At 45.7% G+C, this 12,659-nt stretch carries 14 protein-coding genes; 13 read left to right on the top strand and 1 reads right to left on the bottom strand.

Features of this window, described 5'->3' with window-relative positions:
• From AC1U9U_RS12040 to AC1U9U_RS12000, 9 genes are all read left to right on the top strand, one after another.
• A partial coding sequence (locus AC1U9U_RS12040) for a DUF4309 domain-containing protein (protein ID WP_479960809.1) occupies positions 1-172 on the top strand: 172 nt, incomplete at its 5' end.
• Positions 173-644: 472 nt separating this feature from the next.
• The gene (locus tag AC1U9U_RS12035; protein ID WP_479960806.1) at positions 645-959 is read left to right on the top strand and encodes a PadR family transcriptional regulator; all 315 of its coding nucleotides are present in this window, start codon (positions 645-647) and stop codon (positions 957-959) included.
• On the top strand, positions 959-1,534 hold the full coding sequence (locus tag AC1U9U_RS12030) for a hypothetical protein (RefSeq protein ID WP_479960805.1): 576 nt from the start codon (positions 959-961) through the stop codon (positions 1,532-1,534). The genes AC1U9U_RS12035 and AC1U9U_RS12030 overlap by 1 nt, the downstream gene beginning before the upstream one ends.
• Before the next feature lie 267 nt (positions 1,535-1,801).
• Positions 1,802-2,506: a VanR-ABDEGLN family response regulator transcription factor gene (gene vanR / locus AC1U9U_RS12025; RefSeq protein ID WP_479960808.1), complete on the top strand. Its 705-nt coding sequence runs from the start codon at positions 1,802-1,804 to the stop codon at positions 2,504-2,506.
• Entirely contained in the window at positions 2,496-3,635 is a 1,140-nt protein-coding gene (locus AC1U9U_RS12020; RefSeq protein ID WP_479960804.1) for a sensor histidine kinase, read from the top strand. The genes vanR and AC1U9U_RS12020 overlap by 11 nt, the downstream gene beginning before the upstream one ends.
• Before the next feature lie 91 nt (positions 3,636-3,726).
• Entirely contained in the window at positions 3,727-4,704 is a 978-nt protein-coding gene (locus AC1U9U_RS12015; protein ID WP_479960803.1) for a D-alanyl-D-alanine carboxypeptidase family protein, read from the top strand.
• A gap of 181 nt (positions 4,705-4,885) precedes the next feature.
• Complete coding sequence (locus tag AC1U9U_RS12010) at positions 4,886-5,569, top strand: DNA alkylation repair protein (protein ID WP_479960807.1); 684 nt, start codon at positions 4,886-4,888, stop codon at positions 5,567-5,569.
• 20 nt (positions 5,570-5,589) lie between these two features.
• Positions 5,590-6,597 (top strand): DUF1848 domain-containing protein, encoded by a 1,008-nt coding sequence (locus AC1U9U_RS12005; RefSeq protein WP_479960802.1) that lies wholly within the window; start codon positions 5,590-5,592, stop codon positions 6,595-6,597.
• Positions 6,598-6,785: 188 nt separating this feature from the next.
• Positions 6,786-8,267, top strand: a complete 1,482-nt coding sequence (locus AC1U9U_RS12000) for a methyl-accepting chemotaxis protein (protein ID WP_479960801.1) — start codon at positions 6,786-6,788, stop codon at positions 8,265-8,267.
• Between the two features lie 627 nt (positions 8,268-8,894).
• On the opposite strand, the gene AC1U9U_RS11995 is transcribed toward AC1U9U_RS12000, so the two are convergent.
• Positions 8,895-9,140 (bottom strand): hypothetical protein, encoded by a 246-nt coding sequence (locus AC1U9U_RS11995; protein WP_479960800.1) that lies wholly within the window; start codon positions 9,138-9,140, stop codon positions 8,895-8,897.
• A gap of 84 nt (positions 9,141-9,224) precedes the next feature.
• On the opposite strand from AC1U9U_RS11995, the gene AC1U9U_RS11990 reads away from it, so the two are divergent.
• From AC1U9U_RS11990 to AC1U9U_RS11975, 4 genes are all read left to right on the top strand, one after another.
• Positions 9,225-9,992: a LytR/AlgR family response regulator transcription factor gene (locus AC1U9U_RS11990; protein WP_479960799.1), complete on the top strand. Its 768-nt coding sequence runs from the start codon at positions 9,225-9,227 to the stop codon at positions 9,990-9,992.
• Positions 9,993-9,997: 5 nt separating this feature from the next.
• Positions 9,998-10,429, top strand: coding sequence for a hypothetical protein (locus AC1U9U_RS11985; RefSeq protein WP_479960798.1), 432 nt, complete (start codon positions 9,998-10,000; stop codon positions 10,427-10,429).
• On the top strand, positions 10,423-11,733 hold the full coding sequence (locus AC1U9U_RS11980; protein WP_479960797.1) for a sensor histidine kinase: 1,311 nt from the start codon (positions 10,423-10,425) through the stop codon (positions 11,731-11,733). The genes AC1U9U_RS11985 and AC1U9U_RS11980 overlap by 7 nt, the downstream gene beginning before the upstream one ends.
• A 184-nt stretch (positions 11,734-11,917) precedes the next feature.
• Positions 11,918-12,659, top strand: a 742-nt coding sequence (locus AC1U9U_RS11975) for a hypothetical protein (RefSeq protein WP_479960796.1), incomplete at its 3' end; no start/stop codon positions are given.

Genomic DNA, 12,659 nt, shown 5'->3' with positions numbered 1-12,659 from the left:
CATAGGAGGAGAGGACATAATCGGCTATACCACAGGGCAAGAGTTTAAGATCTTACTTGTTTTCCCAAAGGTAACCGGTACGAATTCAGATCCGGCCTTAGATCATTATTCGGTACTCTATCCTCAAGGGACCGTCAACTCCATGGCCAATGATCCGGGCAGGCAATGGTAACAACAGGTTTTTAGCCCTGAAATGGCTATGAAAAATCGCCTCATGCAGTGAGGACGGGGCGTATCATTTCGATCTAAGAAAGCGGCGAAAGCTGGTTAAGGCTAATGGGTTGAAGACGGAGGATTTGTTTCGGAATTAATATGGGTGGTACCACGGTCCAATCGTCCCTTTAGGATGATTGGGCTTTTTATTTTAGTTTATGAGGAGTGACAGCTATGGCGGTAATTTTCTCAGGTGTACAACCTCTAGCAACATTGTATCCTATTTTGTTTTTTGGTTTTGGTTTCCCAATATTCGGTTTGGCCCGAACCACCTCTTCAGAAGCTTAAAAGCAATAATTTATCGTTTAATTATCGGCCTCCAGCTCTTGCATAACTCGCTACTCTATGTTATTATGTAGCGGTACTCAACATTATAGAATACCAACGATGTTGAATACCGAGGAGGTAGTGTTCTGGATAACCTAAGCGAAATGCTCAAAGGCGTTTTGGACGGGATCGTGCTGGAGATCATCAGCCGGGGTGAAATATACGGTTATGAGATTGCCAAAAAACTGCATGCCATGGGTTTTAAAGACCTTGCGGAAGCAACCGTGTATGCTCTGCTCTTGCGGCTGGAAAAGAACAAGCTGGTTCACATCACCAGGAAACCCTCGGAAATAGGCCCCCCCAGAAAGTTCTATACGCTCAACGAGCGGGGGGTTGAGGAACTGGTGGCCTTTTGGGCGAGATGGGATTTCTTAAGCGAGCGTATTCAAAATCTAAGAAATAATGGGGGGGAAGAATAATGAACTTCAGTAAAGAGATCAGGGAAAAAATCAACCAGTTTGCCAAGGAGCAATCCCAGCACTACCTGGAAGAAGCGGAGATGACTTATCTGGAAAAACTGCGCCGTAAAACAGGTGAGACGAAAAGCAAGGTCACAGCGCAGCTGGCTAAGCTGAAGAACCGCTCGGAGAGAGCATTGGAAGCACAAAACGATATGATTCTCTATATGAGCGATTACATGAATGATTTGGTCGCCGAGGGGTATTCCGAGCAGGAAGCTTTTAAACGGGCCAAGGAGGAGCTCAGATTCCGCAGTGAAACGGCTAAGTCAGCCGATTTGCAGGAACGATTCGCCGAGTATTATTTAAACTTAAATCCTGCTGATTATGAAGCCGTCGGTTTGTTCTATGCCGGATTTATCTTCTTTGGGATTACCATCGGCACTCTGACCGGGTTTCTCGGCAGTGGGGGACGGGCAATGTTTCTGGCCGGGGGCTGGATCGATACCTTGATTGGGTCCGCTGTAGGCATAGCCGTCGGAATCGGCCTGGGTCTGATCAGCAACGCCATCATCGCTTTAAAGAAAAACCGTTGAAAAGGGGTGGGTATATGGCCTTTGCCGATTGATGCGACACATGTTTATCGAAAAGCTGTTGCGTAAACCGCCCGCAAGCGTCCTCATCCCACTATGTTAGTGAGGGGAGGACGCCTATAGTTATTCGTTCCTGCTTTGGTTTTTAAGAATTAGAGGAACATCCCGTATTAATAGAATCTTAAGGTTTTATTAAGGGAAAAGCTGCGGATTATTATTTACTTCGAAGTACAATAATAATGGGCACATAGGCTTAAAAGAAAGAAGGTGATGCTGTTGGCTGCCAATATCCTGCTGGTGGATGATGAACAGGCGATTGCCGATTTAGTAGAAGTTTATCTGACCAATGAAAACTATAATGTTTTCAAATTTTATAACGGTAAGGGCGCCTTGGCTTGTATTGAAAAAGAAAAATTGGATTTGGCCATTTTAGATGTAATGCTCCCTGATGTGGATGGGTTTTCGATCTGTCAGCAAATCCGGGAGAACTATAATTTTCCGGTTATCATGCTGACAGCCAAGGAGGAAGAAATCGATAAAATCACCGGGCTTACCTTAGGCGCGGACGACTATATTACAAAGCCCTTCCGGCCATTGGAGCTGATTGCCCGGGTCAAAGCCCAACTGCGGCGGTTTACCAAGTACAATATTGGAGAAACAGGGCAGGATGAGCGGTTGATTGCTTTTTCCGGCCTGGTATTGGACTTGGATATCCATGAATGCACTCTGAATGAGAAAAAGCTTTCGCTTACACCGACAGAGTTTTCCATTCTTTGGGTTCTTTGTTCCAATCGCGGGCGGGTCGTCAGTTCGGAAAAATTATTCCAGGAGGTATGGGGAGATAAGTATTTCAGCAACAGCAATAATACCGTGATGGTTCATATCCGGCATTTAAGAGAAAAGATGCAGGACAGCGCCGAGCATCCTAAATACATCAAAACCGTATGGGGGGTAGGCTATAAAATTGAGAAATGATGAAAAAGGCCTTCTGAACCTTCCCATCATCTTGATAGCAACCAGTCTGTTTTGTTTAGGGATGCTATGGCTGGTAGACCAAGGGTTTAACGGAGTAATCAAAGAATGGATCTATAATCTCTTTTATATCGATCCCCGATATGCCGACTCCGCCTTGCCATATGATCAAAAGATCGGCGTGATCTTCAGAAGCTGGCCGGAAATCAAAGGGTTTCTTATTTACAGTTTTTTCGCTTTTATCCTGATTTTGGCCTTGTGCATGAGCGTTTCGACCTATCTTTATGCACGTTATAACAGTAAAAAGGACATCGCCTTTATTACGAACGTCCTGAAATCTTACATGGACTCCAACACGGATGACTTAGTATTACCCAAAAGGTATTTTGAGATTGGAACACAGCTAATCAAGATAAAATCAATGTCGCAAAAGCATCAGCAGCTTATGCAAATGGAAATGCAACGGAAGAACGATTTGATCACTTATCTGGCCCATGATCTGAAGACGCCCCTTGCTTCAGTGATCGGATACTTAAGCCTTTTAAATGAAGCGCCGGATATGCCGGCGGAGCAAAAAGCCAAATACACCGGGATTGCCTTGGCTAAAGCCTATCGCTTGGAAGAATTGATCCATGAGTTTTTCGAAATAACCCGCTTTAACCTGCAGTCCATTGTTTTAAACAAAGGCAAAATAAAACTGGCCTTTATGCTGCAACAGCTTGCCGACGAGTTTTACCCCATGCTGACCCCTCAGGGAAAACAGGTTCATATTCATGCCCCCGATGAACTGATCCTGGTTGGGGATGCCGATAAGCTGGCCCGTGTCTTCAATAATATCCTGAAAAATGCTATTGCCTACAGCTATGAAAACAGCGTTATTGACATTACCGCAGTCCAAGAAGCAGAAAATGTGATCATCACGTTCACCAATCAGGGGGATCCCATCCCCCCACAAAAACTGGAGACGATTTTTGAAAAGTTTTACCGGCTGGATTCCGCTCGTTCCACAGACACGGGGGGAGCCGGGCTGGGCCTGGCCATTGCTCAGGAGATTATTGAGGCTCATAATGGAACGATTGTCGTGGAAAGCAAGCCGGAATATACCGTATTTACCGTAAAACTTCCGTCATAAGGAAATCTTAAGGAGTTCATAAGCTGGAATTCCTATATGGCTCCTTGTTTTGTGCTTGAATAATATCAGCACAAAATAAGGAGTTGTTTTTATGGCACAAAGAATAAGGGTAAAAAAGCGAAAAACTAAGAAACCAATCCTGTTGTTACCTTTGCTTCTGGCTGTTATAGCTGTCTTAGGGCATAGATACATCCCTGAACCTCAGCACTTATGGGAGAAAATCTCTGAGGATAGAACAGCAGCGGTTTCCCCGCTAACACCGGAGACTCAATCCGCTGTCCCGGTATCCGCCGGCAGGCTGAACAGTTCTCAGGCCATTCTGGTCCGTTTAAAGGATCAGAGAATTTTAATGGAGAAAAACAGTGACGAAAAAATCTACCCCGCTTCTTTGACAAAAATAATGACAGCCATCGTGGCTATAGAAAATCTCCCTGATCTCCAGGAGAAAATTAAACTTCCCCAATCGATGTTTCAGGAGTTGTACCAAGCCAATGCCACCATGGCAGGCTTCCAGCCGGATGAGCAGGTCAGAGCCATGGATCTGTTATACGGTGTCATGCTGCCAAGCGGCGCGGAAAGCTGTATCGGGCTGGCGGAGAGAATTGCCGGATCAGAGAGTAAATTCGCCCTCATGATGAATCAAAAGGCGGCAGAGCTGGGCATGAACCATACCCATTTTGAAAATACCACCGGACTTCACGCGCAAAACCACTACACAACCGTCAAAGATCTGGCGGTTCTTCTCAATTATGCTCTGCAGAATGATACTTTCCTGGAAATTTTTACCTCATCCCGTCATTCTACTCAATCTACCAATAAGCATCCTGGCGGAATAACTTTTTACAGTACGATGTTCACGGCCCTGGGCGATCCAAGAATCAGGGGAGGGGAAATTTTAGGAGGAAAAACCGGATATACCGATGAGGCGGGCCTGTGTCTCGCCAGCTTCGCTCAAGTGGGTAAGGAACACTATATTCTTATCACAGCCGGGGCCGAAGGGAATCACAATTCCGAGCAATACAATATTACCGATGCCTTGACAGTGTACAACAGGTTGGGAAAGGAATAGAAGGTTGCACTTTCTCAGATAGGTGGTTCGAGCATTGCTCATATCTACTCCATGTAAAATTGAATGATGCAATATGGGAAGACAGGCCCCCAAAAGACCGATTATATTAGACATATAAGGGCGAATGAAGATGCTATGAGATGGGAAGTGTGGCATAATGGAAGCAAAAAGGAGTGATCGGATGCAGGCAGAAATCAAGAGTCAATTAAGGGAACTGGCGGAAGAAGAATACCGGGTATTTGCTTCCGGTCTGCTCCCGAATATCAGCAATATCCTGGGAGTCCGCCTCCCCCGCTTGCGCAAAATGGCAAAGGAGATCACAAAGGCGAACTGGCAGGAATACTTAAAGACTGCCCGGGAGGATTTCTTTGAGGAAATCATGCTTCAGGGCATGGTCATTGGTTGTGCCAAATGCTCACCGGAAGAACGGCTATCCTATATCCGGGGATTTGTGCCGAAAATAAACAATTGGTCCGTGTGTGACAGCTTTTGCAGCGGGCTGAATTTTACGAAGGAAAACATGGAGTTGGTTTGGGGGTTTCTTCAGCCCTATCTCCGGTCGGAAGAAGAGTTTGAAATCCGCTTTGCGGTGGTCATGCTGCTCTTTTACTATAGCGACAAGGAACATATCGAAGCCGTACTGGAAGTACTGGACAGTATCCGGCACGAAGGATATTATGTTAAAATGGCGGTGGCTTGGGCGGTTTCCATCTGCTATATCAAGCTGCCGGAAGAGACTCTGCCTTACTTGCAGAACAATCATCTGGATGATTTTACCTATAATAAATCCCTGCAAAAAATCACGGAATCCTATCGGGTGGATCAGGAAACAAAAAAGCAGATTCGCCTTATGAAGCGCAAATAAAAAGGGAAGGAGGAAAGCCGGTGATCATCAGTGCCAGCCGCCGTACGGACATTCCTGCTTTCTATTCCGAATGGCTGCTCAATCGCCTGCGGGAAGGATATGTTCTGGTGCCCAATCCCAGATGTCCGTCCCGTTACAGCCGTGTGGAATTAAGCCCCCGAGTTGTGGACTGCCTCGTTTTTTGGACAAAGAATCCTTCCCCCATGCTCCCCCGGTTAGCTGAGATCACCGCCCTGGGGTACCCCTTTTATTTTCAGTTTACCCTGACCCCCTATGAACGTGACATGGAGCAGAATTTACCGCCCAAGGAAATTCTGCTTAAGACCTTTCAGAAGCTGAGCACGATGCTGGGGCCGGAACGTGTGGTATGGCGGTATGATCCTGTAATTCTGAACGCCGATCAGGATCTTGAGTATCACTTGGGGCAATTTGAACGGATGGCGGCGGCCTTGGAAGGCTATACCCACCGCTGTATTTTCAGCTTTTTGGACTTGTATCCCAAAGTGCGCCGAGCTATGAGTCTTGCTTTAGCCCAGGAGGGAAAGGAAGCGGATGAAACTGCCATGGAGCAGATTGCCCAAGGTTTTTCCGGGATTGCCCGGAGGCATCGTCTGGGTCTCTTTACCTGCTGTGAATCCGTGGATTTGAGCCCATATGGGATCCGGCCCGCTTCATGCATTGATCAAGGTATGATTGAAGAGATCCTTCAGTGTAAAATCCTTGCCAAAAAAGACCCCAACCAGCGGCCCTCCTGCGGATGTATCGAAAGTGTGGAGATCGGCACCTATGATAGCTGTCCCCACGGGTGCATTTACTGTTATGGCACATCCTCTCCGCAAACGGTTCGGAACAATATTGCCGGCCATAATCCGGAGTCACCGGTTTTGATTGGCGGTCTTACCAATAAAGCCATCATAACGGAGCGGAAAATGTGCTCCCGGAAGGATTCGCATAGAGGAATTAAAGCGGGATTCTTCCTTCTTCCCGGCAGGTTGAGGAGACTGCAATACAAAACGACTGTTAGATAGTCGTTTTTTCCTGGATAGCTCTGGATTTTGCGTTATACTTTATGTAAAATTTCACTTTATCTATTAATATCATTTGAAATTATTCCGCCGTCGGTACATAATATAGATATCATTTTAAGATTAATTGAAAGATAATATTCAATATTTGTAGCCTGATTATAAGATTAATTAAAGGAGGGGAGTTAAAAGTGAATTTTTTCAAAAAGGCTCCTTGCGAAGAAGCCGTATGTATTATTAAGAGCGTCGAAGATAGAATGAATGGGATAAAGGTTGAGCTTCCGGATGTGGAGTACCCCATTCACCAAAACCTTGTGACAATCTTTGAAAAACTTTTGTCCAGCGAAGAGCAGATGTCCAGAAGCTCGAAAAAAATGATTGGGCTGACTTCAGCATTAAGTAAATTTGATGTGGAGATGACTCACTCTTCCAACAAACTGGTCGAATTCGCCAGGGAGATGTCCACCATCAGCGAATCCAATCTGGCGATCGTCGAAGAAATCAGCGCCAGCATGAGTGAAGTGAACAACTCCATCAGCTACACTTCTGATGTAATGAACAATCTTCAGGAATCTTCCAAGGAACTTGTCCTGAAAAATGACGAAGGAATTACCCGGATTAAGGAAATCGATGTGCTGAAAAACGAGGTTTCCAAGGATGCCGCGTTAATGAGCGAACAAATCAGGGTCCTGGTGGAGATGGCGGCAAAAGTCAATGAGATTGTGGACGGTGTGGAGAATATCGCTAATCAGACCAACCTGCTGGCCTTAAATGCCGCCATCGAGGCAGCCCGGGCCGGGGAAGCGGGAAGAGGTTTTGCTGTCGTAGCGGAAGAAGTCAGAAAGCTGGCGGATAGCACCAAAACCAGCCTGGGGGATATGCGTTCCTTTGTCAATAATATTCAACAGGCAGCGGTAAGCGGACAGGCGAGCATGGAGAACACCATGAACTCCACCGGCAAGATGCATTCCGAATTGGATATGATATCCAAGACCATCATTGAAAATGTGTCCATGTTAAAGCACACTATCAATGATGTTGACCTGATCACGGAATCCCTGGGAAATATCAAAGAATCTGCCCATCAGATCAATCAGGCCATGGAGGCGTCGGCTCAGGATGCCGAAAAGCTCACGATTATGACCCAAAGGATTCAGGAAGATGCGACTCAAAGCGCCGACAACGCCAAAGAGATAGCACGGATTGATGATGAACTCAGCGAGCTTGTAAGAGAAATGATCACCGCCCTGAACGGGGGCAGGAATGCTATATCCAATCAGGAACTGCTGGAGAATATCACCAAGGCTAAGGCAGCTCATGCCGACTGGATTAAAAATCTGAACAGAATCGTAGAGGAAATGACAACCTACCCTTTGCAAACCAACTCCAAGAAATGCGCCTTCGGTCATTTCTATCATTCTATGGATGTTACCGGAACCGTTTTGGAAGAATCCTGGCAAGCCATCGATCATGTTCATGACGAATTGCACTCCAACGGCAGCAAGGTCATCGGGGCCGTCAATGACAATCAACCGGAATTGGCCAGGGAGCTGTTTTTACATACGAAAGAGCTATCTCAGGATATTTTTGCCAAATTGGATGAAGTCAGCCATGTCATAGAAGACAGCAGCGCTCAAGGGGTGGAGATCTTGAGAACCAGCAAGGCGAGTTGAGATAGGAAAAGAGGATTTTCTGGGGAGAAGTGGCGGCAATGGTGCCGCCGCTTCTTTTTTAACAGGAAGAACCCCCTGTACAGCGCTATGCAGATTGGCAGCCTGGAGGAGACCAAGAACCTGCTTCCTTATGGGGAATGGAGCAAGTGACTGGAGTTTGAGGAATTATAAAAGAAAGCAGCATGAAAAGTAATTTGGAAAAAGATGTGCTTTTTTCTGAAATATACAGGTCAACTAAAGATCAATGTAGAATAGATATCTGGAAGTCAATGTCAGTGGGGGCTATCATAATGGAAAACTGATGGTCTTTGGATGATGGGGCAAAACTTCGCGAAATAGACACAAGATTGAGTATACCGGCACGAAGGCTTTATTTTGGAAGGAAAGGTACCCTGATCTTTTGGTGCGAATGTAAAGCGAACATGAAATTGCCGGGAGGTTCGCACTGCGAAACGAGAGAGAATTTGTCGAGATATGGGGAGTATAATGGATTTGTGATGTGGTTATTGATTAAAGAGTTTAGGAAATTGAACGAAAATGTATCTAGCAGATAATTTTTGTTTACTTTTTGCTGTCGCTCCATCATGGGAGCGTGGATTGAAATAACATCCTTATTTCCTTTTTTAGTTAACTTATAGTCGCTCCCTCATGGGAGCGTGGATTGAAATACGACATATCCCGTTTGCCAAATCCAATCCGTAACGTCGCTCCCTCATGGGAGCGTGGATTGAAATCTTCTGTAGTGTGTTTACGAGTTGTTGGAGTACGTCGCTCCCTCATGGGAGCGTGGATTGAAATCAGGGTATGGAAAGTGAACTTATGGCCGCCATTAAGTCGCTCTCTCACGAGAGCGTGGATAATGGGCCTTGACATAGTAACGCTGGCAAAACTATTATGAATTGAATAACAATAACCGGTCACAGAGATTTATGCTGGACATGGAAGAAAAAACGAAAATTGCGTTTTCTTTATGGCTGGAATGGAGATGCCAATAAGATGCTTAAGGTAGCAATCTGTGATGATGAAAGCTATGAGCTGCAGCGAATTAAAATTATGCTTGAACGCATTGCCCATAAACTGGGGACCCCGGCCGAGATTACTGTCTTTGACAGCAGCCAAACGATTTTATCTGTTATTGCCAAAAAGCCCGATGCTTTTGATATCTTATTTTTGGATATGTATATCGATGAAAACATAGGGCTGGATATCGCCCGCTCGGTACGGGCCAAAAATCAGGAGTGCAGTATCATTTTCCTCACGGCTTTTGCCGATAAGATGGCCGACAGTTTTGAATTCCGGACTTCGGCTTACCTTGTCAAGCCGCTCGATGAAGAGAAGCTGACCACTGCTTTCCAGACGGCCCTTTCCCACCTGAAGGTCATCCCTTCTTTTTATTTACAAGTCAAGGAGATGGCCTATTCTATCCCGCTGTCGGATATCGTCTATATTGAAAGCCATTTAAAAGAGCTGCATCTGTATTGTAAGGATCAACCGGAGGCTATTGTTTTTACCGGTAAACTTTCCGGTCTTTCCGGGCTGCCCCAAGAATACTTTCATTTTTGTCATAAAAGCTATCTGGTCAATTTTTCCTATGTGAAAATAATCGATAAAAAAAGTCATGAAATTGTCCTGAAAAATAACGTTAGAATTCCCATCAGTCGTACCTTTTACGCCACGATCCTCCAGAATTTTACCGCTTTCCACGCTAAAAAGAGAGGACTCTGATTGGCATGAATAACAAACGCTCACTCCGGAAAATCCACGGGCTCTTTCCCGTGTTATCCTCGATTGTTTTACTGTCTTGCCTGGCAAGCTATTTCTCTGCCGGTATGTACCAAAGTGTGAACCTGACTTTGTTGATCGGACTGATTGCTCTGCTCTTCCTCCTGCTGAATATCATGGTTTGGCGTGTCACTTCCGCTGTTTATAACAGGCTGTTACAAGGAAAAGACTTTGAATTGAAGAAAAATGAACTGAAAAATGCGATTCTCCTAGCGGAGCAGTTGACGGAGTATGAAGAAAACATTTATAAAGTACACCATGACTTGAAAAACCACCTGGGAGTGCTCTGTTCTATGTTGGAAGACGGGCAGCAGCAGGAAGCCCTGTTTTATACAAAGAAACTGCGCCGGACGCTGGAGAATGAGGGGAAACCATGTTAGGGCAATCCGCTGCTTCAATCACCAATTTTTTATATTGGGTTCTCTCAGCAGTGGGAAATGCTGTTGGCTTTGTTTTTTTTACTCATCAATACCTAAAGCCCCGTTACCACGGGTTGGTATCCCTTTCTTTGTTTAGTGGTGTTGCTTTGGCACTCGCTTTATTCCGGGACATTACGCCTGAAGAATTAAGAGCCGGCCTTTTGTCTCCTTTGCTCCTTGTTCTGCTTACAGTCCTGCTTTTTTATGGCTCCTTCAAACGTAAGCTTGTAGTTATCGGAACGTGTTATCTGGGCGTACTGGTTATTGAAAGCGTGACAGTGCTAATCATGTTTGTCATGAATCTTGATTATCTGCACCTTATCACCAGCGCTTTTTTTAATGTTCTGTATAGTGTCATCATTTTTCCTGCCTTTATGATCCTCCTGGCAATCATGCTGCGGCCCGTTTTGAAAGCTGACAGCACGTTCAGCAAAAAAGGGGACGAAGCCATTTCGTTCGTGGTGTTTACAGCGGCCGTTGCCATCGCGCTGCTTCTTTGCTTCGTAGTCGCCTTGCCGCACAATAATATCACGACGTTTATAACAGCCTGCCTTAGCATTTGCCTGACCACAGGGAGCTTACTTCTGGTATTATATCTTCTCAGCCAGGCTGAAAAGGCGTTGGCAAGAGAAAAAGAGCAGGTTTTATTGCATCAGAGCTATGAACTGGCCCTAAAAAGGACAGAACAGGCCACCGCTTACCGTCAGGAGATCGATGCCCTCCAATCCCGGATGTGTCGTATTCTGGATGATATTGTTGAGCAGGCTAATGCCAATGATGTACCGGGGGCCCTGGCGGTTATCCGGGAGAATATCGATACGGTGCAGAACATCAAACGGATCAAACGTTATCCAAACGGCATTGCCGATTATTTGATTTCCCAAACGGAAAAAGCGTGCACCGAGGAGCAAATTTCCTTTGACGTCGATTATGCCCTTCCCCAAAATATTGGGATAGACGATATGGACTTCTGCGTGGTGCTTTCGAATATCCTGGACAATGCCCGCAAGGCCTGCCAGGAACCGTCGGCAGAACGGTTTATTCATTTGTCCCTTCATAAAAACGACAATATCGTGTTTATCGGTTGCCGAAATACCCTGCCAAAGGAAAAAAACGTGCTTAAACCCGAGCGGCGTCTGGGTAGCTTTGGTCTGCGTAATATCAGGGAAATCGTTGACAAATATCAGGGAGATGTGCAGATCAGCAAGGATAAGGGGACGTTCTCTATCGAGGTTTTGCTTTACGGCAACGCCCAGGATCATTAATGGGGGCTACCCCGTCAAAAATGCCCTTTCCCGTGCTGTTTCTGCCAAGGCCATAGGTGAGAAAGCTGTGTTCTGATACAATGAACACAGCTTTTTTCTTTTGGCATAATTATGTTGAAATTTGAAGTGCGCAGTTTGAACAAAGGAGTGGAGTATACATTTATTGAGCAAAGGAGCGGCAAACATGAAGAACAGGGTAACCCTTCTCTCAGGCATTCTTTTAGGCGCCTTACTCCTGGCCGGGTGCGGCAATGAAGGCAAAGTCGTCACGCCTTTATTGGAACAGGCTGCCGTGATGGCGGTTTCTTCCGATCAAAAATTAAATGCCGCGCAGGTATCCACAACGGATCAGAAAATAACTGAGGACGAAATAAGCAATATGAAATTAAACGATGAAAAAATACTGGAAGCGTGTGCGGAATGGATGGATTCACTTGCCGGCCTGCCCCCGTTTGCAGACATTGTCGGGATTGATAAAGTGTGGATTGTTCGGAAGTATCACACCCAAGCGAATGCCTTTTTTGATAAAACACTCTATAAAAAATATCAGTTTGATATGTTTACTAAACTGAGCGACATCGAGAAGCTGGCCAAACAATCTATCAATCCCGCGATTACCCTGACTGAAGCGGATGACTTCTCTTCTTGCGACGGAACAACCCGTGGTAATCCTTTATGGATTAGAGAAGAACAGGTTTTTGGCTGGTATCCCAACGGGGGGTACACCTTTTTAGACAAGACCTATGTTTTGGAGGCCGATAAGACGGCGGAGGGATACTATCGGATCAAGGCAATTGACCTGCGGCTTTCCTTCGACCAGGATTATTTTGAAGAGGCATCCCCCCGGGGAACCGTCTATGCTTTGACTGCGGACGGCAAAAACCCCGGCGCAATGATCGAGGTCGGGATGTTTACCTTGGACCAGA

This window comes from Desulfitobacterium sp. (assembly GCF_982384815.1).
Note: the sequence above shows the minus strand (reverse complement) of the source record. Positions and strands in the feature narration are given on the sequence as shown.